The 24,660-nt window shown below is 47.6% G+C and carries 22 protein-coding genes; 6 read left to right on the forward strand and 16 right to left on the reverse strand.

Annotated elements, in window-relative coordinates; all coding sequences use genetic code 11:
- Window positions 1-7: 7 nt before the first annotated feature.
- Complete coding sequence (locus BLU47_RS07970; protein WP_091960863.1) at window positions 8-748, reverse strand: acyl-[acyl-carrier-protein] thioesterase; 741 nt, start codon at window positions 746-748, stop codon at window positions 8-10.
- 177 nt (window positions 749-925) lie between these two features.
- Between BLU47_RS07970 and BLU47_RS07975 the strand changes: the two genes are divergently transcribed.
- Window positions 926-2,767 (forward strand): LruC domain-containing protein, encoded by a 1,842-nt coding sequence (locus tag BLU47_RS07975; RefSeq protein ID WP_091960865.1) that lies wholly within the window; start codon window positions 926-928, stop codon window positions 2,765-2,767.
- A gap of 83 nt (window positions 2,768-2,850) precedes the next feature.
- Here the strand turns inward: BLU47_RS07975 and ilvN are convergent, their stop codons facing one another.
- The 3 genes from ilvN to ilvD are packed head-to-tail and all read right to left on the reverse strand — an operon-like array spanning window position 2,851 to window position 6,929.
- The gene (ilvN, locus tag BLU47_RS07980; protein WP_091960867.1) at window positions 2,851-3,396 is read right to left on the reverse strand and encodes an acetolactate synthase small subunit; all 546 of its coding nucleotides are present in this window, start codon (window positions 3,394-3,396) and stop codon (window positions 2,851-2,853) included.
- 23 nt (window positions 3,397-3,419) lie between these two features.
- Window positions 3,420-5,123 carry a biosynthetic-type acetolactate synthase large subunit gene (gene ilvB / locus BLU47_RS07985; RefSeq protein ID WP_091960870.1) on the reverse strand — a complete coding sequence of 568 codons (1,704 nt, stop codon included), beginning with the start codon at window positions 5,121-5,123 and terminating at the stop codon, window positions 3,420-3,422.
- Window positions 5,124-5,126: 3 nt separating this feature from the next.
- Window positions 5,127-6,929 (reverse strand): dihydroxy-acid dehydratase, encoded by a 1,803-nt coding sequence (ilvD, locus tag BLU47_RS07990; protein ID WP_091960874.1) that lies wholly within the window; start codon window positions 6,927-6,929, stop codon window positions 5,127-5,129.
- A gap of 259 nt (window positions 6,930-7,188) precedes the next feature.
- On the opposite strand from ilvD, the gene BLU47_RS07995 reads away from it, so the two are divergent.
- Window positions 7,189-7,800 carry a xanthine phosphoribosyltransferase gene (locus BLU47_RS07995; RefSeq protein WP_091960877.1) on the forward strand — a complete coding sequence of 204 codons (612 nt, stop codon included), beginning with the start codon at window positions 7,189-7,191 and terminating at the stop codon, window positions 7,798-7,800.
- A 66-nt stretch (window positions 7,801-7,866) separates the two neighbouring features.
- Here BLU47_RS07995 and BLU47_RS08000 read toward each other — a convergent pair whose 3' ends face one another.
- From BLU47_RS08000 to BLU47_RS08010, 3 genes are all read right to left on the reverse strand, one after another.
- Window positions 7,867-8,883: a glycosyl hydrolase 53 family protein gene (locus BLU47_RS08000; protein WP_091960880.1), complete on the reverse strand. Its 1,017-nt coding sequence runs from the start codon at window positions 8,881-8,883 to the stop codon at window positions 7,867-7,869.
- A 10-nt stretch (window positions 8,884-8,893) separates the two neighbouring features.
- A complete protein-coding gene (locus BLU47_RS08005; RefSeq protein WP_091960883.1) occupies window positions 8,894-11,326 on the reverse strand; it encodes a glycoside hydrolase family 2 TIM barrel-domain containing protein in 2,433 nt (810 codons plus the stop codon).
- A gap of 93 nt (window positions 11,327-11,419) precedes the next feature.
- Window positions 11,420-12,595: an OmpA family protein gene (locus tag BLU47_RS08010; RefSeq protein WP_091960886.1), complete on the reverse strand. Its 1,176-nt coding sequence runs from the start codon at window positions 12,593-12,595 to the stop codon at window positions 11,420-11,422.
- Between the two features lie 201 nt (window positions 12,596-12,796).
- On the opposite strand from BLU47_RS08010, the gene cobU reads away from it, so the two are divergent.
- The 4 genes from cobU (at window position 12,797) to pelA (ending at window position 17,260) form a co-directional block, all read left to right on the forward strand.
- A complete protein-coding gene (cobU, locus tag BLU47_RS08015; RefSeq protein WP_091960888.1) occupies window positions 12,797-13,324 on the forward strand; it encodes a bifunctional adenosylcobinamide kinase/adenosylcobinamide-phosphate guanylyltransferase in 528 nt (175 codons plus the stop codon).
- Between the two features lie 4 nt (window positions 13,325-13,328).
- Window positions 13,329-14,369 (forward strand): nicotinate-nucleotide--dimethylbenzimidazole phosphoribosyltransferase, encoded by a 1,041-nt coding sequence (gene cobT, locus BLU47_RS08020; protein ID WP_091960890.1) that lies wholly within the window; start codon window positions 13,329-13,331, stop codon window positions 14,367-14,369.
- The gene (locus BLU47_RS08025; RefSeq protein ID WP_091960892.1) at window positions 14,344-15,135 is read left to right on the forward strand and encodes an adenosylcobinamide-GDP ribazoletransferase; all 792 of its coding nucleotides are present in this window, start codon (window positions 14,344-14,346) and stop codon (window positions 15,133-15,135) included. Before cobT ends, BLU47_RS08025 begins: the two co-directional genes overlap by 26 nt.
- A 76-nt stretch (window positions 15,136-15,211) precedes the next feature.
- The gene (gene pelA / locus BLU47_RS08030) at window positions 15,212-17,260 is read left to right on the forward strand and encodes a pectate lyase (protein WP_255402127.1); all 2,049 of its coding nucleotides are present in this window, start codon (window positions 15,212-15,214) and stop codon (window positions 17,258-17,260) included.
- Here the strand turns inward: pelA and BLU47_RS08035 are convergent.
- The 9 genes from BLU47_RS08035 to BLU47_RS08075 all read right to left on the reverse strand — a co-directional run bounded on the left by BLU47_RS08035 (window position 17,249) and on the right by BLU47_RS08075 (window position 24,652).
- On the reverse strand, window positions 17,249-17,794 hold the full coding sequence (locus tag BLU47_RS08035) for a 2-oxoacid:acceptor oxidoreductase family protein (protein ID WP_091960897.1): 546 nt from the start codon (window positions 17,792-17,794) through the stop codon (window positions 17,249-17,251). The genes pelA and BLU47_RS08035 overlap by 12 nt on opposite strands.
- A complete protein-coding gene (locus tag BLU47_RS08040) occupies window positions 17,791-18,555 on the reverse strand; it encodes a thiamine pyrophosphate-dependent enzyme (RefSeq protein WP_091960900.1) in 765 nt (254 codons plus the stop codon). Before BLU47_RS08040 ends, BLU47_RS08035 begins: the two co-directional genes overlap by 4 nt.
- A 13-nt stretch (window positions 18,556-18,568) precedes the next feature.
- Window positions 18,569-19,657, reverse strand: coding sequence for a 3-methyl-2-oxobutanoate dehydrogenase subunit VorB (locus BLU47_RS08045; RefSeq protein WP_091960902.1), 1,089 nt, complete (start codon window positions 19,655-19,657; stop codon window positions 18,569-18,571).
- A gap of 4 nt (window positions 19,658-19,661) precedes the next feature.
- Window positions 19,662-19,892, reverse strand: a complete 231-nt coding sequence (locus BLU47_RS08050) for a 4Fe-4S binding protein (protein ID WP_091960919.1) — start codon at window positions 19,890-19,892, stop codon at window positions 19,662-19,664.
- A gap of 15 nt (window positions 19,893-19,907) precedes the next feature.
- Window positions 19,908-20,105 (reverse strand): tetratricopeptide repeat protein, encoded by a 198-nt coding sequence (locus tag BLU47_RS08055; RefSeq protein ID WP_091960922.1) that lies wholly within the window; start codon window positions 20,103-20,105, stop codon window positions 19,908-19,910.
- 9 nt (window positions 20,106-20,114) lie between these two features.
- Complete coding sequence (gene folD / locus BLU47_RS08060; RefSeq protein ID WP_091960924.1) at window positions 20,115-20,993, reverse strand: bifunctional methylenetetrahydrofolate dehydrogenase/methenyltetrahydrofolate cyclohydrolase FolD; 879 nt, start codon at window positions 20,991-20,993, stop codon at window positions 20,115-20,117.
- Between the two features lie 46 nt (window positions 20,994-21,039).
- Entirely contained in the window at window positions 21,040-22,395 is a 1,356-nt protein-coding gene (ffh, locus tag BLU47_RS08065; RefSeq protein WP_091960927.1) for a signal recognition particle protein, read from the reverse strand.
- A 78-nt stretch (window positions 22,396-22,473) separates the two neighbouring features.
- Entirely contained in the window at window positions 22,474-23,643 is a 1,170-nt protein-coding gene (locus tag BLU47_RS08070; RefSeq protein WP_091960929.1) for an FprA family A-type flavoprotein, read from the reverse strand.
- Window positions 23,644-23,791: 148 nt separating this feature from the next.
- A complete protein-coding gene (locus tag BLU47_RS08075; RefSeq protein ID WP_091960932.1) occupies window positions 23,792-24,652 on the reverse strand; it encodes a FimB/Mfa2 family fimbrial subunit in 861 nt (286 codons plus the stop codon).
- Between the last annotated feature and the right edge of the window lie 8 nt (window positions 24,653-24,660).

A 24,660-nucleotide genomic window follows, 5' to 3' on the forward strand; every position in this document is an offset into this window, starting at 1 on the left:
AATACCATTATTTGAAGACAACCTTACTGCGACAACACTCTGTGCCATCAGTACGCACAATACGCACACAATACGCCTGCTCGTCAGTCTGTTCACGGTAGAACGACAACTGATCGCCTGCATGAGCCTCAGCCACATAGGCTATTTCAAATCGCTTCACCTGATGCTCACGATACCAGTCCAAAGGCCAAAGGTCAAGCACATGCTCAATATACTTCACCGAGTTGATGTGTCCGTTAATGTCCACATCATTATAATAGGTATCTATGGTATGAACTAGTTCTGCTTCGTCGCTCATCTTCACACGACCTCCTTTATCTATTGGACACTCCTTGTCATTGACTATCCAGTTGTTGATAGCACCATTGTCAATGCTGAAAATATCTGTAGGCTGACGGCTCTCTGTATCAATCATAGCCCAGATAGAACGGCCAAAACCATACTGGTGTCCATCCTCACCCACTACGGCGAAGTTACGCGAGGTAAAAAAGCGCATCGCACTCTCCACCCAGGTTTCTACGTTGAATTTCGTATATTGCATGGGCATCTCATCCATCTCAATAGCCAGACGAGACAACACCCACGAGCGCTGAATCGTCATGAGATACTTCATGCCAAATCCGCGGTCAGAAGAGTGAAAGTCTGCAGCATTTAACAGGTGATTACCCAGATGTCCCATGAACAACCGTCCACTGAAGTCACAATGGAACGGTTCTGCCAAAAAGGTATATTTCCCTATTTTTTCCATCGGTTATAGTCATTATTGTCTTTCTGCATGCAAAGGTACAACGGAATCCTATGAGAACCAAACTTTTTCTTTGTTAAATAATGTTATTTTAATGTCCGTAATTAAACATATTTTCTTCTTTTTTTCTAATTTTGCACCCGATAAACCATACAACCATAACCAAATAGTATTATTAAAATGAAAAAGAAGTATTATTTACTTGCTTGTGGTATGTTGTTGCTCATTGGGTGTACAAAGAACACAGACATGTACGATCCTTCACTTGTAGAACAAAGAGCAACCGAACATGCGAATGATGTTTTTGGCGTTTCTTTTGATGCCAATCAAACTTGGAGTACTACCACGACCGGTGAGGTAACAATCAATGCTGGCTCTGATATTAGCAGAGTTCAAGTATTGGTAAGTATTGCCGAAACTGACGAGGATGGTGAAGTTTATTCATCGATGAAGGTTTTGAACGAAGCAGAGACAAATGGTCAGGCCTCCATCAAACTCAGCTATGATGCACCCGCTAACAATCAAGGTTTGTATGTAGCTTTCATCTCTGAGAAAGGCTATTCTGTACAAAAGGTTTCTGGCAATACCGTTTCTTACCAGAAAGCCAACAACAGAAGAGCGCTGTCTCAGGAATATGTCTATCCTGACGAGAGCACATTGGTTATTGACAACATCGTTGCGTCTTATGCCAATACGCGTGGCTGGATTAAAGACGAGATGCTTTATCAGATGGCCGACTATCAGAGTAAGAAGATGGACGCTGTAGATTATGACAGCGAGTTCAAGGAGGTCTTCAACAAGATGGTATTCTCATACTTTGTAAACAAAGCCAAGAACCTCCCACTTGTTAAGAGCAGTGGTCTGTACAACGAGAAGGTCTACCCTTTTACAACCGGAAAGGAGCCCATCATTGTTTCTCCCGTATACAAGCGTGACGGTTCGCCCAACTATGGATACGAGATTTACAACTCTGAGCTCTACTATTATTATTTCAAGGATGAGGACCTTGCCAACCAAGCAGACCCAATTGCTTACCTGAAGAGTCTTCCTAAATACAAAGCCCTTCAGTTCAGCGACAGCTATGCAATGACTGACGAGAATGTCACCGGCAAACATGGCGCTTATGCGTTGGTTTTCTGGGGCGACGGTACTCCTCAAAAGGGAACTCAGGGAAGCTTAATCTTTCCTAAAGGCTATAAAATTGGTTTCATGGTACGTTCCAACACCCATAAGGATGGAAACAATAGCACCAAGGAAATTGGCGACAAGAAACAAGGCGAGCTCTATGGTGACGGCCGTCTGAACGACAAGATTAACCTCTTCGGCAACTTCAAGTCATCTGGTCTTGGTGCAAACGATCCTCGTGCTGCTTGGCTCACCTTGAACGACAGACTACTGCTTTGCTGGGAGTCTGGTTGTGATGCCGACTTCAACGACATTATCCTTGACGTAGAAGGTGGTGTTGAAGGTATCATTGTTCCTCCCGAGCCAGAGGAGAACATTTACACCTACTGCTTTGAGGATACAGAAATTGGTGACTACGACCTCAATGATGTTGTTATCAAGGCTAAGCGCATCAGCGATACAAAGGTAGAGTATAGCCTCGTTGCTTGTGGCGCTTCCGATGAGCTCTATATTAAGAATATCGTCAGCAACTCGATCATTAACGACCAGAAAGAAGTCCACAGCCTCTTCGGAGTTACTGGCAGACCTTTCATCAACACCATTAAGGGTGCAGAGGTTATCGCTCCTGTTGTTGTTACCGTTACTGTTCCTTCAAGTTTCAGCCTCGCTGATCCCAACACGGCTCCTATTGTCTTCAATAAGACACGTAACAAGACTGTTGAACTGGCAAAGATCGGTCAGAACCCTCACGGTCTGATGATTCCTTACGACTTCAAATATCCATTGGAACTGGTTTGCATCAAGAATGCATATCTGAAATTCAACGAGTGGGGTCAGAACGCCATCACTTCTACCGATTGGTACAAGTCGCCTGTCAAGTCTAACATTTACGAATAAGAAATAAGACTATCCACATTTACAATGAAAAGAGGCTCGTGTTGATGACGAGCCTCTTTTTTATATGCGATATACGCTAAATACTATTTGTTCTTTCCTTCTCTCTCTTCCAGGAACTCACTCACTTGCTCCTGCATGCCTCGGGTCACTGCAATACGACCACTACGCGTGTATTGCAGTACACATCCGAACTCGTTCAGTGCATAATAAAGCGAAATAATATCCTCCGTACGTCCACTCTTCATCACAATGACATAAACAGGATTCACTTCTGTAATCTTGGCGTCATGTCTACGGATAGTACGGGAAATCTCTGGATTCTGGAGCACGAGATCGGTTTGCAACTTATACAAGCCGGCCTCACGAATAAACAACTGATCGTCAGTAAAGTAGTTGGCCTTCACGACATCAATCTTCTTCTCAATCTGCTTGGTTATCTTGACAATCTGGTCTTCGTCGCTCCATGCCGTAATGGTGTACTTGTGTACGCCTTCAATGCTGGATGCCGACACATTCAGACTTTCAATGTTCACCTGGCGACGGGTAAACACAGCCGTAATCTGGTTCAGGATACCTGCTACGTTCTCTGAATAGACCAGTAGCGTGTATAGTTTCTTATTATCTTCCATTCTTCTGTTTTTCAATCCTTCAACTAAATTTCCAGCATCATATCATTTACGTTCATGCCCGGAGGGGTCATTGGCAGCACGTCATCATCCTCCTTGATGGCACATTCTAGAATGTACGGACCCTTTGTAGCAATCATCTTCTCAACGGCAGCGGCTAGCTCCTCACGCTTCGTTACAGCCTGATAGGGAATTCCATAACCTTGGGCTATTAGCTCATAACAGGGATTCATCATCCTGGTAAACGACTTACGGCGTAGCCAGAACATATCCTGCCATTGGCGTACATTACCCAAATAGTTGTTATTCAGCAGAATCATCTTGACAGGTGCCTGCTGTTCCATGATTGTGCCCAGTTCTTCGATACACATCTGGAAGCCTCCATCACCCATAAAACAGCAGACGCAACGGTCGGTTGCAAAGGTAGCTCCAATAGCTGCTGGCATGCCATAGCCCATCGTTCCCAGTCCACCACTGGTGCAGATGCTACGTTTCTGCTGATATTTGAAATAACGGGTGGCAAACAACTGATTCTGTCCGACGTCAGTCACGAGCACAGTACCCTTTGGTGCCTGCTCAGCAACAACATGAACCACCTCTCCCATCAGCAGAGGTCCTTCCTTCGGGTGAATGGCAGGCTCTATGACTTTATCACGTTCCTTCTGATCCAACTCCTTGAACGACTCGCGCCACTCCTGGTGATCGGCCTTGTTCAATAAAGCGGTAATGGCAGGCAACGACTCTTTGCAGTCAGCCACTACAGCCACATCGGTCTTCACATTCTTGTCAATTTCGCTCTTATCAATGTCAAGATGGATAATCTTGGCCTGCTTAGCATAGGTTTTCGTATTGCCTGTCACACGATCAGAGAAACGCATGCCAATGGCTATCAGCACATCACATTCCTGTTCTTTCAGATTGACAGCATAATTGCCGTGCATGCCCAACATACCCACGTTCAACGGATGGTCTGAAGGCAATGCGCTCAGTCCGAGCATGGTACGACCGGCAGGAATTCCTGCTTTCTCTAAGAAAGCCTTGAGTTCTTCCTGTGCATTACCCAACTCAACACCTTGGCCCACAAGTGCCAAAGGTTTCTTAGCTTGGTTGATGAGTTCTGCTGCCTGCTTGACAGCCTCCTTGTCCAATTCCGGATAGGCGACATAAGAACGTATAAAGTCCACTTTCTTTGGTTCCCACTCTACCTCCTCAACCTGTGCATTACGAGGAAAGTCCAGTACTACTGGACCAGGACGACCACTACGAGCAATATAGAATGCACGACTGACAGCCCATGCAATATCCTCGGCATGGCGTATCTGATAGCTCCACTTGGAGATAGGCTGTGCGACACCTACGAGGTCTACTTCCTGAAAGGCATCCGTACCCAGTGCATTGATGGCTACCTGACCAGCAATCACCACGATGGGGGTTGAATCCAACATTGCATCTGCCACACCTGTCAGCGTATTCGTTGCGCCAGGTCCACTGGTCACCAAGGCAACACCTACATCGCCACTCACCCGCGCATAGCCTTCTGCAGCATGTACTGCAGCTTGCTCATGACGCACCAGTATGTGGTCAAAACACTTCTTCTCACCTCGTGTGTAATCGAAGAGTGAATCGTAAGTGGGCATAATGCTACCACCAGGGTAACCGAAGATAGTCTTCACCCCTTCAGCCTGTAACGCCCTCATCAGCGCCTTCGATCCTGTAATCTTTTCCTTCATACCTTAATCTATAATTCTTACTCCTCCCTTATCTGCCGAAGAGACGCTCTGAGCATAGGCTCGCAGCGCTTTCGAAACCTGACGGTTGCGCTTCAACGGCTGTTGTGGACGAGCAGCTAGTTCTTCGTCTGTAAGCTTTACATTAATACTGCGGGAAGGAATATCGATAACAATGATATCGCCATCTTTAATCTTTCCTATATTACCTCCTGAGGCAGCCTCCGGAGAGATATGTCCAATACTCAGTCCGCTGGTACCTCCTGAGAAGCGGCCATCGGTAATCAGGGCACACTCCTTACCCATGTGCATCGACTTGATATAACTGGTGGGATAGAGCATTTCCTGCATGCCAGGACCACCCTTCGGACCTTCGTGTGTGATGACTACACAGTCTCCTTTCTTCACCTTGCCTCCCAAAATTCCCTCACAGGCATCTTCCTGGGAGTCGAAGCAGACGGCAGGACCCTCAAAATGCCATAGACTCTCGTCAACGCCTGCAGTCTTGACGACACAACCATCTTGTGCGATATTGCCAAAAAGCACAGCCAGTCCACCATCCTTGGTATAGGCATGTTCCAAGTCACGGATACAACCGTTGGCACGGTCAGTATCCAGTGTTCCCCACTCCTCACTCTGACTACCCATCTTCGTTGAGAAGCGATTGCCTGGAGCTGATTGGTATATACGGTTGGCTTCTGCATCAATAGCACCATCTACGATACTATATTTTTGCATAGCCTCACTGAGCGTCATCTTATCCACACGGGGTGCAGAGCCATCAATGAGTCCACCTTTACTGAGTTCATTCAATATGCCTAATATACCACCTGCGCGACCACACTCCTGAACAGAATATTTCTGCGTATTAGGAGCTAGTTTGCAAAGGCATGGAACTTTTCGGGAAAGAGCATCGATATCCTTCATCGTAAAGTCGGCACCAGCCTCTTGAGCTACAGCCAGCAGGTGAAGAACTGTATTGGTAGAACCACCCATCGCAATATCCAGAGACATCGCATTCATAAAAGCCTTGCGAGTGGCAATATTACGAGGCAGTACGCTTTCGTCGCCATCTTCGTAGTAGGCAAAGGCATTCTTCACAACCTGACGTGCTGCAGCCTTGAAGAGCTCTACGCGGTTGGTATGAGTAGCAAGAATTGTTCCGTTGCCTGGCAGGGAGAGGCCTATCGCCTCTGTCAGCGAGTTCATGCTATTAGCAGTAAACATGCCTGAGCACGAGCCACAGCCAGGACAAGAGCAGCTCTCGATTTCCTTCATCTCCTCGTCTGTGACTGAAGGATCGGCACCCTTCACCATAGCGGTAATCAAATCTGCATTCTCTCCACGCCACTTGCCAGCCTCCATCGGACCTCCCGAACAGAATACCGTCGGGATATTCAGTCGCATGGATGCCATCAGCATACCCGGTGTCACCTTGTCACAGTTTGATATGCAAATCATGGCATCAGCCTTATGAGCATTTACCATGTACTCTACCGAGTCGGCAATGATGTCACGACTGGGCAGAGAATAGAGCATGCCGTCATGGCCCATAGCAATACCGTCATCAATGGCAATGGTATTGAACTCAGCAGCATAGCAGCCCATCTTCTCGATTTCTTCGCGCACAATCTGACCTATCTCATGCAAGTGGGTATGTCCAGGAACAAACTGGGTAAACGAATTCACCACGGCAATAATCGGCTTGCCGAACTGTTCATGTTTCATACCAGTGGCTACCCAGAGTGCTCGCGCTCCTGCCATTCTACGTCCTTCTGTGCATACCGCACTACGTAATGGATGTTTCATATCGTTTCTTTTTGTATTTGTCTGATTTAGCATGCAAAGATACACTTTTTTATTATAAATACCAACGAAAAAGCGGATTTTCTGCAAATCCGCTTTCGTTGTGCTGCTTTATTTCTTGTTATTCTTTCTAAGAAACTCCTGCCGGGCTGCTTTCATATCCTCACGGAAGGTGGGATTAAATACTTTTTTCATTCTTGTTTGCAAAATTACTAATAATTTTCTGTATCTTTGCAGTCAAATTAAGAAAAAGCATATTGTGATGAATTTAATCGAAAAGAAAATATTAAGCGACGGCGTTATCGAACCAGGTGATATCCTGAAGATTAACAATTTCTTAAATCAACAGATAGAGCCTGAAGCTATAAGTTTCATCGCACAAGAGCTCAAGAATCGTTTTGAAGGTATTGGGGCAACCAAGATTCTTACCATCGAGATCAGCGGCATTCCCATTGCCACTATGCTAGGGCATTATCTCAACCTGCCAGCCATCTTTGCACGAAAGCAGGAAATCCTCAATGTAACTGACGGCATGTATGTCTCACAGGCCTTCTCGTTTACGCACAAGCAACAAAATAAAGTATATGTCCCCACTCCTTTCATATCATCTACTGATAAGATACTTATCATCGATGATTTCATGGCTAACGGCGAGGCTTGTCGTGCCCTCATTGACATTGTCAGTCAGGCTGACGCAACCATTGTTGGCATCGGTATTGCTATCGAGAAAGGCTTTATGAAGGGAGGTAAGGAATTGCGTGCCGAGGGTTATCGTGTGGAGTCTGTAGCCATTATTGATGAGATGGATTACCATACCCAGTCCATACGCTTCCGTGACAACAAGTCGTCACACTTCATAAAATTCCGAGAGTAACAAAAATTACTTTCGGAGTATTTGTTATTACTCCGAAAGTATTCTACAAGATTCTCATAGGGACGGCTAACGCGAGGCTTCCGTAAAGGCTTCCATAATAGCCGTAGGACGACCTCCTTGGAAAGCCCCGAGTGGATAGTGATGCTCTGCTTCGGGAGCCCAATAGAAAACACCTTGGCAATGTCCGTTGGTCTTATTCTTGGCGGCATCAATAACTGCAGCAAGTATTTCCTTACCCTCTACGGGCTTCTTGCTTTCCACACCTGTCTCCACAACCATTAAGGGTTTGCGATATTTCACCCATAGCCGGTTGATGTTGGCCGTAGCTTTCTCTACAGTCTCTTGCCACGATTGAGTATGCTTTCCTCGCATGTCCCAATAGGGATATATGCTAAGACCTATCATATCAAAACGTGCACGATATTTACGTAAACCATCGAAGATGAAATCATAACGATTGGGGTCATAGGCTCCATCCAGATGAACGATAACAACGGCATTAGGATATATCTGTTTGACAGCCTGATAGCCGGCATCTGTCAAACCGGCATATTGCCGCATATGCTGCTGAGCACGTCCCACAGGCCAGAGAAATCCATTGGTTGTCTCATTACCAACCTGCACCCACTTCACCTCTACCCCAGCCTGCTTAATGGCCTGGAGCACATCACGGGTATGGGCAGCAAGGGCTTTCTTCATCTCCTCGTAAGTCATCTGCTTCCAGGCAGCTGGAATATTCTGCTGGCCAGGGTCAGCCCACCAGTCGCTATAATGGAAATCAATCATCAGGGCCATGCCCCAGTCTTTTGCCCGTAGAGCCATGCGTACAACATCGTCGCGATTACAGAACCCTCCATGCTCCACAGGATCAACCCATACTCTTAACCGTACGGCGTTAAGTCCTAACTCACGCATCAACGCGGTATTTTCACGGGGTTCACCCTGTGCATTACGCAATTGATAGCCACGCGCTTCCAACTCGGTAGTACCACTAATATCAGCACCCAACCAGAAAGATTGCTGAGCCTCGACAGCGGTCACCACACAGGCTCCTATCAAAAATGCGAGGATTCTTTTCATCATACAACAATTATTACTTCGTTTCCAGACTGAGGACTGCGGGTTTCAGACGGCCTTTTTGGTCTTTCACCGTTAACGTAACCTTTCCTGACTTTGTGGTAGGACGCAGGATAACCACCAACTCACCGTTGAAGAGCTTCATGCGGGGCTGTTTGAACGACTCCAAAGAGGTGGCATCACCGTTACATACTGCCTCGAAACGGGCTTCACCATTAACTGTAAACGTCAAACCTTCCTGGCAAGTGGGAACAGGAACACCATTTTTGTCGTTCACACTAACACGAACAAAGATAAGACTCTCGCCATCTGCCTTAAAATCTGTAGTTTCCGGCTGTGCTACCAGTTGTGCAGGCTTACCTGCCGTCTTACGGACATCCTCGCCTATCTTGTTGCCTTGTTCATCATAGACAACGACTTTGATTTCGCCAGGCACATACTTCACGTCATTCCAACGCAGGCGATAGCGGTCTAGTCGTTCCGTTGGATTCTTACGAATACGTCCTTGACTCTTGCCGTTAATAAAGAGTTCACCCTCCACACCGTCTGTATAACAGTAAACGGGTGTCACCTTTCCTTTACGGTCAGGCCAAGTCCAGTGTGGCAACAAATGCACAGTATGTTCTTTCTTGTTCCAATGACTCTTATACAGGTAATAGCGGTCCTTGGGCAGACCCGCCAAGTCACAAATACCAAAATAGCTGGAGCGCGAAGGCCAATATTCATCGTATGGCGAAGGTTCGCCCAGATAATCGTAGCCCGTCCACACAAATTCTCCTATCACCCAATCGTAGTCATCCTGCCATCGCCAGTCGTCATCAGGAAGATTTGACCATGCACAATGCTCTACATCATAGCCAGAACACTGGCCGTCAGCTGTCAGTACTGCCGTAGGATCATAATTAGGCATCCATGAAGAGAACTTGCCATAGTCATTGAGTTCTACAGGGAACTTATACACACCACGTGAAGAAACGGTTGACGTAGTCTCCGAACCAAGCAGGAAACCCTGAGGCAACTGTTTGATGCCATTGGCATATTTATGTAAGCGATAATTGAATCCGGGGACATCCATTGACTGGGGTGTTCCCGCCTTGATGGCTCCATCTGGATTGTCAAGGCCCTGAGTAACAGTACGGGTAGGATCGAGCGCGTGGCAGAGACCTTGCAACTGGACACTCAACTGTCGGCCTTCCTCCGTCCACTGTTCTGGAATTTCGTTACCTATCGACCACATGACAATGGACGGGTGGTTGCGATGGTTCAGAATGAGATTGGTAATGTCTTTCATAGCCCACTCACGGAAATGACGAGAATAGCCATTCTTGCACTTGGGATAAATCCACATGTCGAACGATTCGGCCATCACCATCATGCCCAAGGAATCGCAGAGGTCCATCTGCCAAGTTGAAGGCATATTGTGTGAGGTACGGATGGCGTTGCATCCCATCTGCTTCATCATCTTAATCTGGCGAATCAGAGCAGACTTATTAATAGCAGCACCCAATGGTCCCAGGTCATGATGCAGACAGACACCTCTCAACTTCATGGTCTTGCCATTCAACTGAAAGCCATGCTCACGCGAGATACGAACAGTACGTAGGCCGGTCTTGATAGTTTTACTGTCAAGTATTTCATGATGTCCTTTATATACCTCCACCTTTAATTCATATAAAGAAGGTGTCTCAGGCGACCACAGCAAGGGGTTCTTTATCTTGAACTTGGCATAGATCTTTCCGTCGTCTTCAATACGGGTATCACCACTCGAGGCAACAACTTTTCCGTCAGGAGCCGTCAGGAAGAACTGCGCAGTTCCCTTTTCTGGATTGACGACGCGAGCCTCCACCTCAACAGTAGCCTCATCCTTTCCAATCGTCATTGTACGGACAAAGATGCTCCAATCATCGATATGGGTTTTCTGCATCAGCACCAGTTTGACAGGGCGATACAGTCCTGCACCTGGATACCAACGCGAACTTTCTTCCACGTTTTCCAAATGGACGGCAATGTCCATCTTGCCTGCTTTCACAAATCGTGAAGCATCCACCCGGAATGCATTATAACCGTAAGCCCAATGGCCGGCTTCCTGACCATTGATTGTTACCCGAGGATCAGACATAGCACCATCGAATACGAGTTCTGCTGATTCGAAACCTGCAGGGATAGCCATGCTTGTCTTGTACCAGCCTTCACCTATCCAGGGCAAGGCTCCACTTCGTCCCGACTTCTCCGTAGCCTCCGTCTCTCCATTCTGCGCAATAGCCACTTTCTGCAGATCCCACTTCTTATCAAATGGACCGGCTATAGCCCAGTCATGAGGGATATTCACTTTCTCCCATGACTGATTGTCACGAGAAAAATCCCATGTCTTTAGGTTGATTTCTTGTCGGGTCTGCGCATTCAATACAGAACTCAGCCACGACATAGCAATAAGTAATTGTAGTTTCATAGCGTTTGTTATTTAGTAATTTGTGCGCAAATATACAAAAAAATCCCCACAGAACCAAATCTGTGGGGATTTCTTTTATAATAATGTTATTGATTACTTGGTAGTGTCAATGAACATAGCAACGCGGTTGAAGTCGTTCTCAGAAGAGAGCTTGTCAGTTGCACCCAGACCCTCGCAAGTGATGCGGTCAGCAGCAATCTTGTACTTCTTGATCAGAGCGTTCTTAACAACCTCAGCACGCTGCTCAGACAGCTTCTGGTTCAGCTCAACCTTACCCTCGGGTGAAGCATAACCCAGAACCTTAACCTTAGCGTCCTTGTGGTTCTTCATGTACTTAGCAACCATCTCGATGCTTGCATACTGAGCAGGATCGATAGTAGCCTTACCCTGACGGAAGATAACGTGCGGCTGCAGGAACTCTTCCTTCTTCTCAACTACCTGTACAGGACGGTTCTCGCAGTCAGCGAGCTTCTTCTGCAGGTCAGCGATAGTAGCAGCGTCAGCAGCAATCTTACCATCCTTAGCGTTGTTGTCAGCACGGAGCTCGTTGATCTTAGCGTTCAGACCATCGATCTCGGCCTGGTCGCGCAGCTGAGCAATAGCAAAGTTGTGAGTACCGTTGCTGTTGCCGAACTTGTAGTTGAAACCTACGCTCAGCTGGAAGATAGCAGCGCGAGAATCGAACTTGAAGTCGTCGCCATCGAACTGAGTACCAATAGCGCTGTTCCAGCTCTGAAGACCATAGACAAGAGCAGGCTCAATGTAGATCTGCCAAGCCTTCTCAGCACCGAGGTTGAAAGTCAAGTCAAGAGCAGCCTTAGCATTAACAGCGTTCATCTTATTGTAACCGAAAGCGTGGCTCCAGCCCAGACCAGTGAGACCAATTACCTCGAAGCAACGAGGCTCACCTTTGTAACCTGCGAACAAGTTGCTCAGATTGAAGGTACCCATCAAGTCAAGATTCATACCGTTAATGAAAGTCTTGCTACCCAGCAAAGACTTAGAATCAGTCTTAGACAGGAAATACAGATCAGCATCAGCAGCCAGACCGAATACGGTAGTCAGGTTCTTACCAACGCGAACACCTACCTTAGGAGCGAAGCCCTTGAAGAAACCATAATCACCGAACTTCTGCTGAGGAGTAGCAAGACCTGCGTTGATACCCATGTACCAGTTGTCACCAGCCTTGTTACCAGTGATAGCTGTGTTCTGTGCATTTACAGAAGCTGCCATCATGCCGGCAGCAAGCATCAAAAATAACTTTTTCATCTTTTTACGAATTTATTAAAAATTACCACCTAAAAGTTTATACCTTTTTAAGATTTATCTAAATTTTTCTTTAATTTGGGTGCAAAGTAACGAAAAAATTCTTTATGTTCCAAAGTTTTTCGTAAAAATCTGCGAAAAAAAGTGTATTTTTTGATCTTTTCGACCAAAATAAGCCAAAATATCACTAACTTTGTGGCAATTATGGGAAAAATAATACTCATTACAGGTGGGCAACGCTCGGGGAAGAGCCGATATGCAGAAGAACTGGCACTTAGTCTGTCAGATCATCCCGTTTATGTGGCCACAGCTCACATCTGGGATGAGGAGTTCCGGCAACGTGTTTTGCGTCACCAAGAACGCAGGGGACCTCAATGGACCAATATAGAAGAGGAACGCGAATTGAGCAGGTACGACCTTACCGGACAGGTTGCTGTCATTGACTGTATCACACTTTGGTGTACTAATTTTTTCTTTGACCGTAACAAACCTGATAATGAACAGCCAACGGTTGATGAGGCTTTGAAATTATTGAAAGAGGAGTTCAATCGTTTCACCAATCAAGATGCCACCCTCATTTTCGTGACCAACGAGATAGGGGCTGGTGGTGTTAGCACAGATGTCATTCAACGGCGATTTACTGACTTGCAAGGTTGGATGAACCAGTATGTTGCACAAAAAGCAGATGAGGTCATACTGATGGTCTGTGGTATTCCTGTCAAAATCAAATAACACAATGAGAACATTCCATATCACACCCGTTGATGTAACATTGCGTCCTGCTATTCAGCAGAAGATAGACAACCTGAACAAGCCCAAAGGCTCCCTGGGACGTTTAGAGTCACTGGCCATGCAGATAGGTCTCATCCAACAAACGCTCTCCCCCAGCCTTGCCAAGCCTTGCCACTTATTGTTAGGCGGTGACCATGGCATTGAACAAGAAGGGGTCAGCGTCAGTCCACGTGAAGTCACCTGGCAGCAGATGATTAACTTCACACGGGGCGGAGGTGGTGTTAACATGTTCTGTCGACAGCATGGCTTCAACTTAAAGATTGTCGATGTTGGGGTAGACTACGACCTCACAGCCTACCCTGCCATCATCAACCGCAAGGTGGCTCGCGGCACCCAAGACTTCCTATACGGCCCAGCTATGACACCAGCTCAATTCAATCAAGCGCTACAAGTAGGCATTGATCTGGTGGATGATATCCACAGCGAAGGTTGCCGTATTCTCTGCATCGGAGAGATGGGCATAGCGAACACCTCCCCATCAAGCATTTGGATGCACCTCTTGACTGGTATTCCCCTGGATGAGTGCATTGGCGCTGGTGCAGGACTTGACAACGCTGGCATCCGCCACAAGTATGAGGTGCTATCAAAGGCTGTCGAGAAGTATGCTCTTCTCCCTCCCTCTTCCTGCTCACCGCTCGTCTATTTCGGTGGTTTTGAAATGGTAGCAGCCATAGGAGCCATGCTCCGCGCTGCAGAACGACATCTTATCATATTAGTGGACGGCTTTATCATGACAGCTTGTGCGCTAGCAGCCTGCCATCTCTATCCTGCTGCTCAGGACTACATGATTTTCACCCATAGTGGTGACGAGAGTGGCCACCAGTTGATGCTCAACTATCTGCATGCCGAGCCACTACTCCGATTAGGACTACGCCTAGGTGAAGGAACAGGCGCTCTTTGTGCCTTTCCCATTGTCGATTCTGCCGTACGTATGATCAATGAAATGAACAATTTTGACAATGCAAATATCACTCGATACTTCTAAATGGTACGACCGCATCTGGGCGGCTTTTATCTTCTTCACCCGCCTACCCCTTTGGCGACTGCATCAACCTGCTAAGGAGGCTTACAAGACTGTGGTGGAGCACTGGCCGCTGGTGGGATGGCTGACAGGAACGACAATGGCAGCTGTGCTTTATTTCGGTTCCATGCTGTTTACATATGAAATAGCTATCCTACTGGCTATCATCACCCGACTGCTCGTCACAGGTGCGTTGCACGAAGATGGACTGGCCGACTTCATCGATGGTTTCGGTGGTGGTGGCACTGATCGCCAGCGCATTCTCGACATCATGAAAGATTCGCACATAGGCACCTATGGTGTTATCTCGCTGATTCTTTATTTCCTCTTATTGTTTTTTACGCTCCATGCTATGACACCTATCGATGCAGCAATGACCATCGCAGCCGTCGACCCCTTTGCCAAGATGCTATCGGCCCAGCTCATCCAGATGATGCCTTATGCACGTACCGAGGAAACAGCCAAGAACCATACCGTCTATCGTCGTTTCGACATCAAAGCAGGCATCAGCCTGGCCATTCAGGGTTTACTCCCTATTAGCCTATATATATATTATATGTACGCGCGTGTAGACTGGCAGCTGCTTATATTTATCCCCGCCATCGTCATGTATTTCCTCTATATGCTCATCTGGCGGCGCCTACATGGCTATACAGGCGACTGCTGCGGTGCGCTGTTCCTGCTGACCGAACTGACGACCTTGCTTGTTGCTGGCTATTATTTACAATAACAATACAAAAACAACAAACTCTATGAACAAACGACTTACTACACTACTCTTGGCTGTCATTACAACAGCGTGTATCATGGCGCAGCAACGTATGCTAAATCCAATGCGACAAACCGATGCAGCCTTCTTCAAAACACAAGAAGCCCTGCAGATTGGCGAACAGATTCTGCTCTACCAACGCGTGACAGGTGGATGGCCCAAGAACATCAACATGGCCAAGCCACTGACTGACCAAGAAAAAGCACAGGTGTTACAAGACAAGCAACGCCGCAACGACTCGACTACAGACAACAATGCCACTTCCATGCAGATGGCATACTTGGCCCGTCTGTTTGAAGCGACAAAGGACGCTCGCTTCCGCAATGCCTTCCAGCAGGCTGTAGAATACTTGTTGAGCGGACAATATGATAATGGCGGATGGCCCCAGTACTGGCCTGAGATGCGCGACTATCAAGTACACATCACTTTCAATGACGATGCCATGGTCAATACGATGGAACTATTGAAGGCTATTGTCGATAGTAAGCCCCCCTACACGACAGCTCTGACGACACCAGTACTTCGCCAACGGGCTGCCGAAGCTTTTGACAAAGGTATTGAATGTATCTTAAATACCCAGATAAAGACGAACGGGAAACTGACAGTATGGTGCCAGCAACATGATCGCAACACATTAAAGCCTGCTCCCGCCCGTGCTTTTGAGCTACCAGCATACTGTTCGATGGAAAGTGCCAGCATTGTGCGTCTGCTCATGTCGCTACCCGACCCGGATAAACGCGTAAAAAAAGCTGTTCATGCTGCTATGAAGTGGTTTGACACCTACAAGCTGACCGGACTGCGCATTGTACGCACAGGTCGTTGGGGAAGCCCGGACCGTGATACGAAACTAGTCAGCGATCCTAATGGTTCACCCTTATGGGCTCGCTATTATGACTTAAAATATGGCGAACCGTTCGTTTGTGATCGTGATGGTATTCCCCGTCGCCATCTGGAACAGATTGGCACAGAGCGTCGCAACGGCTATAGTTGGTACAACGACCGTGCTGCCTCACTCTATCCACTCTACGAACAATGGGCAGAGAAATATGACCCTATGCACAAGGTTAAGATTAGCCTGAAGACAAAGGGAGCCAACGAGAACGGCACCATTGATATATTCCGCCAGCCAAAGCCCGACATCAAGGCTTTCGATGCTGTCGTCAAACCTGGCCAAAGCATTCAGGCTGCCATCGAAAAAGCTCCCCAAAACCCTGTCAATGCCTATAAAATCCTTATTAAGAAAGGCACCTACCACGAGAAAGTCATCATCGACCGACCTAACATCGTACTGGTAGGCGAACAGCGTGACAGTACCATTATCCTGCTGGCCGAGTTGTCTAAGAAACAAACCATCAAGGAGTATAAAGGCAAGCCCGTTGGCAATGGTGTTATCGTATTACAGGAAGGTGCCGACGATTGCGTCATCAGCGGGCTGACCGTCTACAATAACTATGGTACAACGGTAGAGCCAGGAAACACTGCACACCAGATGAGCATCTTCGGTCGTGCCACCCGAACCATCGTTATCAACAGTAACGTATGGGCTGATGGTAATGATGCGCTCTCGCTATGGGCCAAGGAAGGAAAAGGCATGTATTACCATGCCGACCTCTACCTGCGTTGTTGGGGTGTTGATTTCCTATGCCCCCGTGGATGGTGCTACGCTACCCGTTGCCGTTTCGAAGGTGATGGACATGCACTCATTTGGCACGACGGCCGTGGTGACCGTTCCAAGAAACTGGTCATCACTAATTCCATTTTCGATGCAAAGAGTCCTACACAACTGGGACGTTACCATCATGACTCCCAGTTCTTCATTGTAAACTGCAAGATGACCAAAAACATCCTTAACAACAACATCAGTTATGCCTATAGCGATAAAGTACTCGACCCATGTCCTTGGGGACAGCGTGTCTATTACTATGGCTGTACGCGTGAAGGAGGTGACACTGGTTGGCTGAAGAACAACCTGCAGGAATCAGAAGAAAAGCCAGAGTTCCATGGAATCACGGCACTCTGGACTTTTAACAAGCAATGGGACCCGGAGAAACGCATCCGGGACCTGTGGGATGTCTTAGCCTACTGAGGTAATGATCTTACCACCCTCTTCGATGGCTTGCATGTTGAGGGGAATCAGGTTATGATGGCGCTCGGGAAGTGTTTTCTTGAGCGCTTTTTCTACGCCGTCTGTACTTACTACGGGAGCTATCTTCAGCAGTCCGCCCAACACAATCATATTGAACACTTTACCATTCTTCATCTCGGCAGCCTTGTCCATTGCATCGATACGATAGACTGTGATGTCCTTACGCGTGGGTGGGTTCAGAATACCATAGCCATCATAAATAAGTATACCACCAGGCTTTACCTTCGGTTCGAACTTCTCCAATGAAGGCTGGTTCAATACGATGGCGATATCAAACTTACTTAATATAGGCGATGATATCTTGTCATCACTCACGATGACGGTGACATTTGCCGTACCTCCACGCTGCTCTGGTCCATAAGCAGGCATCCATGTAACCTCCTTGTCATCCATCAAGCCACTATATGCAAGTATCTTACCCATCGAGAGCACGCCCTGACCACCAAAACCACTGATAATTATTTCTGTTTTCATTTTGTTGTATCTTTTAAGTCACCTTTCGGGTAATAGTTGAACATATGTTCTTGCATCCATGCGTTGGCATCCTTAGGAGACATTTTCCAACCGCTGTTACAGGTTGAAACGATCTCAACCAGACTGCTACCCTTGCCTGCCATCGATGCTTCGAAAGCCTTACGGATAGCCTTTTTGGCACTGCGGATAGCAGCCACTGTTTCCACACTCTGACGTGTCACATAGCAGGTACCTTCCAGTGTTGCAGCAATCTCAGTAATATGCAGGGGATAGCCGTGTAAATCGGCCTGACGACCGTATGGACAAGTCGACGTCTTCATACCCATCAGGGTGGTTGGAGCCATCTGTCCTCCTGTCATGCCGTAGATAGCGTTGTTGATGAAAATGATGGCAATATGCTCGCCACGATTCAGCGCATGAATGGTCTCACACGTACCGATACAAGCCAAGTCACCATCACCTTGATAGGTAAAGACCAGGCGATCGGGCCACAAGCGCTTGATGGCCGTAGCTACTGCAGGAGCACGACCGTGTGCAGCCTCCTGCCAGTCAATGTCCAGATAGTTATAGGCAAATACCGCACATCCTACCGGACTCACACCGACGGTCTTCTCTTCCATGCCCATTTCCTCTATGACTTCTGCCACGAGTTTATGTACCACACCATGAGAACAACCAGGGCAATAGTGCATGTGGTTGTCGTTCATCAGTGTCGGTTTCTGATATACCAGATTCTCTGGTGCAATGATATTGTTTTCCATAATCTTCTTACCTCTAACCTCTTACTTCTAACTTCTTCAATGCTTCAACAATCTCTTCCGGCTCTGGTACGATACCTCCCAGACGACCGAACTGTTCAACGGGCAATGCACCATTGATAGCCAGTCGTACGTCCTGAACCATCTGTCCTGCATTAATCTCTACAACCAATACGCCTTTCTTGCCTTGAGCAATCTCAGCAATAGCCTTCGAAGGGAACGGCCATAAGGTAATCGGACGAAGCAGTCCCACTTTTATCCCCTCTTCACGAGCCATTTCAATGGCTTTCTGCGTTAGACGGGCAGCAGAACCAAAGGCTATAATCAGATATTCTGCATCTTCGCAGTATAGCGTTTCATAGCGCACTTCCTTCTCTTGTATCTCTTTGTATTTCTCCTGCAAGTGCAGGTTACGAGCCTCCATAGCCTCGGGCTTCAGCTCGAGTGATGTGATGATGTTAGGCTTACGATCTTTTGTACGTCCAATTGTTGCCCACGGACATTCCTTGCGAATCTCCTCCTCTGTACGACGGGGCTTGTAAGGAGGCAGCACGATTTTCTCCATCATCTGACCAATCACACCGTCAGCCAGGATCATGGCAGGGTTTCGGTATTTGAAAGCCAGCGTGAAGGCGAGGTCTACAAAGTCAGCCATCTCCTGCACTGAGTTAGGAGCCAGCACGATGACATTATAGTCACCATTGCCACCACCACGTGTAGCTTGGAAATAGTCACCTTGAGAAGGTTGGATGGTACCCAGTCCAGGACCGCCACGCTGTACGTTCACAAAGACACCCGGCAGTTCTGCGCCAGCCATATAAGTAATACCTTCCTGCATCAAGGCGATACCAGGACTTGATGAAGAGGTGAGCACGCGCTTACCTGCTGCAGCACCTCCGTATATCATATTAATACTGGCTACTTCACTCTCTGCCTGGAGGACCACCATACCTGTCGTTTCCCAGGGTTTCAACTCAGCCAGCGTTTCAATCACCTCACTTTGTGGTGTAATGGGATAACCAAAATATCCGTCAGCACCACATCGGATGGCAGCGTGCGCAATCGCCTCGTTGCCTTTCATCAGTGTTACATCTTGTTCTGCCATCTTTTTACTCCTCAACTTTTTTACGATAGACTGTGATACATCCGTCAGGACATACTACCGCACACGAGGCACATCCCGTACACTTGTCCATCTGCGCAGGCTCCACATAGGGATAGCCTCGCATGTTTACACGATTGGCCAGTGCGATGACGCCCTGTGGACAAGCACTCACACAGAGCACACATCCTTTGCAACGGTCGGTATTCACCACAATGGCACCTTTCATCTTAGCCATTTCTCTAGTATCTGTTTATGGGTTATAATAATCTTTATTGTAATACGCCAGGATATCATCGAGCATCCTTTTCGCTTCCACGGCAGGACTGTCTGGGTCAAGTGCTATGGCTTGTATATAGCAATTAATGGCCTCATGAAACTCACCACGTTTGCGAGCCTCGTTCCCTTGCTTATAAAAAGCCTCAGCGGTGGCGCATTTTTCACTTTTCACTTATCTCTTTTACTTATAATACTCCTTCTTGCCAGCAGCTAACGTGTTCTTCATCAGTGAACAGATGGTCATAGGACCCACCCCACCAGGAACGGGTGTGATGAACGAACACTTCTCGGCCACTTCGTCGAACTTGACGTCACCATTCAGACGGAAGCCACTCTTACGAGTAGCGTCAGGAACACGGGTGGTACCCACGTCGACGATGACTGCACCTGGTTTCACCATGTCAGCCGTCACGAAGTCTGGCTGTCCGATGGCAGCGATGATGATATCAGCCTCACGGCACTCTTCCTTCAACGTCTTTGAACGCGAGTGGCAGACAGTCACTGTGGCATCACCATACTGTTTCTGCATCATGAGCTGTGCCATGGGCTTGCCCACGATGTTCGAACGTCCCAGGATAACACATTTCTTGCCGGAAGTCTCTATATGGTATCGTTTCAGCAGCGTGATGATGCCCAATGGTGTTGCCGAGATAAAGCAAGGCAGACCAATAGCCATACGACCTACATTGATGGGATGGAAACCATCCACATCCTTGCGATAGTCGATAGCCTCGATAATCTTCTGCTCATCAATATGCTTTGGCAAGGGCAGCTGTACGATGAATCCATCGACATCGGCATCCTTGTTCAGCTTATCTACACAGGCCAACAACTCTTCCTCTGTCACATCCGCCTCATAGCGGATTAGCGTCGATTTGAAACCACAAGCCTCACAGGCCAGCACCTTGTTCTTCACATACGTCTCCGAGCCACCGTCGTGCCCTACGAGAACTGCAGCCAGATGAGGTTGCTTTCCCCCCTTGGCCACGATTTCTTTCACTTCCTCAGCAATCTCCGCCTTAATGGCCGTTGCTGTTGCTTTTCCATCAATCAGTTGCATCTCACTATCAACTCTAAACTATCAACTTAAAATTCTAAACTATCAACTAGAACTTCGGCATTCCACCTTTCATATTCTTCATCGCATTGGCCATTTGCATCATGCGCGAGTTACCACCTCCAGCAACCATTTTCATCACCTTACGTGTTTGGTCAAACTGTTTCATCAGGCGGTTCACCTCCTCTATCTTCGTACCAGAGCCTTTGGCTATGCGTAACCGACGACTCTGATTGATGATATCCGGATTAGCACGTTCTTTAGGTGTCATGGAATTGATAATAGCCTCAATTCCCTTGAAGGCATTATCGTCGATATCCACATCCTTCAAAGCCTTTCCCACACCAGGAATCATCGAAGCTAAGTCCTTGATGTTACCCATCTTCTTTATCTGCTGTATCTGGGCCATGAAGTCATCAAAATCAAACTTGTTCTTGCGGATCTTTTTCTCAAGACGCTTCGCCTCCTCTTCATCGAATTGCTGTTGGGCACGCTCAACCAGTGACACGATGTCACCCATGCCGAGGATACGGTCAGCCATACGCTCTGGGTGGAACACGTCAATAGCTTCCATCTTCTCACCCGTACCCACAAACTTGATGGGCTTGGTGACCACCGTGCGGATACTCAGTGCAGCACCACCTCGTGTGTCACCATCCAGCTTCGTCAGCACCACGCCGTCGAAGTCCAAACGGTCGTTAAACTCCTTCGCTGTGTTCACGGCATCCTGACCGGTCATGGAGTCAACAACGAACAGCGTCTCATCGGGATTGACTGCTTCCTTCAAAGTGGCTATCTCGTTCATCATCTCCTCATCCACAGCCAATCGACCTGCGGTATCGATGATGACCACGTTATAGTTCTTGGCCTTCGCCTCGCGGATGGCGTTGTTGGCAATCTCCACAACGTTCTTGTTGTCGGGCTCTGAATAGACAGGAACACCGACAGACTCACCAACCACATGCAACTGCTGGATAGCGGCAGGACGATAGACGTCACAGGCTACCAACAGCGGGTTCTTATGCTGTTTCTGTTTCAGCATGTTAGCCAGTTTTCCGGAGAATGTCGTCTTACCCGAGCCTTGCAGACCCGACATCAAGACGATGGCCGGACGACCTTCCAGTTTCAGCTCTACAGCCTTTCCTCCCATTAGTTCTGCCAGTTCGTCATGAACAATCTTGACCATCAACTGACTGGGTTTCACTGCTGTCAGCACATTCATGCCCATGGCTTTCTGCTTCACGGTGTCCGTAAACTGCTTGGCAACCTTGTAGTTTACGTCGGCATCCAGCAATGCTTTTCGTACGTCCTTGAGCGTCTCTGCGACGTTAATCTCGGTGATTTTTCCTTCACCTTTCAGTATCTTGAACGACCGTTCAAGTCTGTCACTTAAATTCTCAAACATAATCTAATTGCAATTATTGGAGTGCAAAATTAAGAAAAAAAAATGAGACGTCCAACTTTACGCCTCATTTTTTATCTATCAGCCTAAAAGACTATCTGCCAACTGCTCCAGCTGCGCTTCATCCGCAGCTTTCATGCGAGAGCGGATGGTAACCATCGGCTCTACGATTTCACAGTCCTTCAATGCCTCTATCATGGTGCGCATGACACGACCGGCCGTTGGTGCCCAGCTGCCATTCTCCACAATACCGAAACGACGTTTCTGATAGTTCTTGATTTGCAGATGGTAGAGGAAGTCGTGCATGACAGGGAACACACCACCATCATAGCTTGATGCCGCCACGACAACAGTAGGATAGCGGAAAGCATCCTCAATGACCTCAGCCATATCCTCACGACTCAGGTCGCTCACCACGACCTTCTTGGCGCCTTTCTCACGAAGCACCTCTCCCAGTCGCTCAGCACACTTGGCAGTACCTCCATGGATGCTGGCATAAGCAATAAGTATGCCTTCACTCTCGGGCTCGTAGCGACTCCATGTGTCATAGAGCTTAACGGCTTCCAGCAATGCTTCGCCCTGAAGCACAGGTCCATGTAGCGGACAGATGGTCTTCACGTCAATGGCTGCCATTTTCTTCATGACACTCTGTACCTGTACACCATATTTTCCACAGATGTTAAAATAGTAGCGTCGAGCCTCACATGCCCAGTCGTCAGTCTCGTTAACCAATGCGCCAAACTTACCAAAGCCATCAGCACTGAACAAGACCTTGTCCTGACTGTCGTAACTCATGATAACCTCAGGCCAGTGTACCATCGCTGCTGTGATAAAGTGGAGGGTATGCTGCCCCAATGCAAGTGTATCACCTTCCTTGACCGTCATGACGCGTCCCTCAAAGTTGAAGCCTTCGAAGAAATTGGGCAGCATCTTCGCAGCCTGTGGACTGCACACCAGCTGCACACCGGGATAGGTATCCAGCACCCAGGCGATGAGGGCGGCATGGTCGGGTTCCATATGGTGAGCAACGAGATAGTCAGGCTGACGTCCATGGAGAGCAGCCTGCAGGTTTTCCTTCCAGGCATCTCCTTTGCGACGGTCTGCCGTATCCATCACAGCTATTTTTTCGTCATCAATCAGATACGAGTTATAACTCATACCCTCCGGCACTACATATTGACTCTCAAAAAGATCGATGTCGAGATCATCTACACCGATATACTTAATCGTATTACTAATGCTATTCATCATTTGTGTTATTTACATTTTGATGCAAAGGTAGTTATTTTTTTCAATATCGCCCTCTGTCTTATAGTTTTTTAAGGAAAAGGGCTTGATTTCGTCTGGAATAATTAGGAACGGCCGCACAATAACGACCGTTCCTAGAAATAATGTGGTATCAGAAGGTGATAAATTGTTCACCCTCCCAGGTGGTGTCTACCGTTACCCCGGTGACAGTCGTCGTCGATACGCCACTGAAGAAGGCACCACTGAGCCACGTAATGTGGTTTTGCTCCATGGGGACATCAAATTCACGGGCATAGAGCTCGTTGCCACTGGCATCCAGCGCAGACACCGCCAGATGAATGACACCCTCCTCGTCGTGCAGGAAAGTGTAGAGGTCGAACTGTTTCTGATCGCCACTGGTGATATCGATTTTCACATCCTGTTTGCTGTTCACACAGCCCCATGACGTGGTGGCATCGAAGGCTCCTGAGCCGCCAGTATAGTAGAATCGCATCTTCTTAATCCCTTCTGGGATATCATCAGTGAGGACAAAACGACACATCGATACGATACGATTCATGGAGACATTCAATTCCACTTGTTCCTCACCGACGGTTACCTCATCACTGTACAGGAAGGTATCGGTAAAGCCTTGTGCATTGGTAAACTTGATACACGTAGGGTCAGTCATGGTAGGATTACCATTGCTGCTATGCCCGACAACCACAACCCGATATTTCCCTTCGTCTAGTTGGAATGAGGCTGTACCGAATCCTGACACACCAGCTGTCTGGTTCACTTGTTTCAGACGTTCGCCACTCGTCGAATAGACGGCATAGTTCAGATGTTTGCAAACTGCTGAAGCCTCCTCCGTCGCTCTGGTAAGACTGCCGAATGGTGTCTTTTCAATTTCAAAGACCTTGATCTTGAGGTTTCCCTCAGTTACCTCTTCCTCCTGATTCCCTGTCATGAGTGGTTTCTCACAGGCCATGCACATCAGCATCGCCATGAATCCTATAAAAAACTGTTTCATCGTCCGAT

The sequence above is a fragment of the Prevotella sp. tc2-28 genome (assembly GCF_900107705.1).
Classification (GTDB): Bacteria; Bacteroidota; Bacteroidia; order Bacteroidales; family Bacteroidaceae; genus Prevotella.

Coding starts and splice junctions, on each gene's coding strand:
- cobU (WP_091960888.1), top strand. CDS start 12,797: ATGGGAAAAATAATACTCATTACAGGTGGGCAACGCTCGGGGAAGAGC.
- BLU47_RS08010 (WP_091960886.1), bottom strand. CDS start 12,595: ATGAAAAAGTTATTTTTGATGCTTGCTGCCGGCATGATGGCAGCTTCT.
- BLU47_RS07975 (WP_091960865.1), top strand. CDS start 926: ATGAAAAAGAAGTATTATTTACTTGCTTGTGGTATGTTGTTGCTCATT.
- BLU47_RS08050 (WP_091960919.1), bottom strand. CDS start 19,892: ATGGCTAAGATGAAAGGTGCCATTGTGGTGAATACCGACCGTTGCAAA.
- BLU47_RS08040 (WP_091960900.1), bottom strand. CDS start 18,555: ATGGAAAACAATATCATTGCACCAGAGAATCTGGTATATCAGAAACCG.
- BLU47_RS08000 (WP_091960880.1), bottom strand. CDS start 8,883: ATGATGAAAAGAATCCTCGCATTTTTGATAGGAGCCTGTGTGGTGACC.
- ilvB (WP_091960870.1), bottom strand. CDS start 5,123: ATGAAGGAAAAGATTACAGGATCGAAGGCGCTGATGAGGGCGTTACAG.
- BLU47_RS07970 (WP_091960863.1), bottom strand. CDS start 748: ATGGAAAAAATAGGGAAATATACCTTTTTGGCAGAACCGTTCCATTGT.
- pelA (WP_255402127.1), top strand. CDS start 15,212: ATGGCGCAGCAACGTATGCTAAATCCAATGCGACAAACCGATGCAGCC.
- BLU47_RS08075 (WP_091960932.1), bottom strand. CDS start 24,652: ATGAAACAGTTTTTTATAGGATTCATGGCGATGCTGATGTGCATGGCC.
- BLU47_RS08035 (WP_091960897.1), bottom strand. CDS start 17,794: ATGAAAACAGAAATAATTATCAGTGGTTTTGGTGGTCAGGGCGTGCTC.
- ilvN (WP_091960867.1), bottom strand. CDS start 3,396: ATGGAAGATAATAAGAAACTATACACGCTACTGGTCTATTCAGAGAAC.
- ffh (WP_091960927.1), bottom strand. CDS start 22,395: ATGTTTGAGAATTTAAGTGACAGACTTGAACGGTCGTTCAAGATACTG.
- BLU47_RS08070 (WP_091960929.1), bottom strand. CDS start 23,643: ATGATGAATAGCATTAGTAATACGATTAAGTATATCGGTGTAGATGAT.
- BLU47_RS07995 (WP_091960877.1), top strand. CDS start 7,189: ATGAATTTAATCGAAAAGAAAATATTAAGCGACGGCGTTATCGAACCA.
- BLU47_RS08045 (WP_091960902.1), bottom strand. CDS start 19,657: ATGGCAGAACAAGATGTAACACTGATGAAAGGCAACGAGGCGATTGCG.
- ilvD (WP_091960874.1), bottom strand. CDS start 6,929: ATGAAACATCCATTACGTAGTGCGGTATGCACAGAAGGACGTAGAATG.
- BLU47_RS08005 (WP_091960883.1), bottom strand. CDS start 11,326: ATGAAACTACAATTACTTATTGCTATGTCGTGGCTGAGTTCTGTATTG.
- cobT (WP_091960890.1), top strand. CDS start 13,329: ATGAGAACATTCCATATCACACCCGTTGATGTAACATTGCGTCCTGCT.
- BLU47_RS08025 (WP_091960892.1), top strand. CDS start 14,344: ATGCAAATATCACTCGATACTTCTAAATGGTACGACCGCATCTGGGCG.
- folD (WP_091960924.1), bottom strand. CDS start 20,993: ATGCAACTGATTGATGGAAAAGCAACAGCAACGGCCATTAAGGCGGAG.